1 pseudogene is annotated in these 245 nt (G+C 61.6%); it reads right to left on the bottom strand.

What is annotated here, in order from left to right:
- Window positions 1-245 (bottom strand): annotated as a pseudogene (locus EOD29_RS37710) (branched-chain amino acid ABC transporter permease); the annotation flags it as partial.

Genomic DNA, 245 nt, shown 5'->3' with positions numbered 1-245 from the left:
GTTTGAGGCGGTCGAAGAGGGCCGACAGCCCGCTCGGTTCCGCGATGAGGAAGATGATGATAATGGCGCCGAGCACGATGCGCTGGCTCATGTCGAGAACGCCCGAATCGAACAGGCCGCCGAACAGGAATGCGCCGAGCCGGGACAGAAAGAGCGGGAGGACAACGATGAACGCCGCACCCAAAACGCGCCACGGATCGAGGCCAGCCCGCCGATGATGATGATGAACAGGATCTGGAATGAGC

The sequence above is a fragment of the Mesorhizobium sp. M1A.T.Ca.IN.004.03.1.1 genome (genome assembly GCF_003997555.1).
Lineage (GTDB): Bacteria > Pseudomonadota > Alphaproteobacteria > Rhizobiales > Rhizobiaceae > Mesorhizobium.
This window is presented reverse-complemented; position numbering and strand designations above follow the sequence as displayed.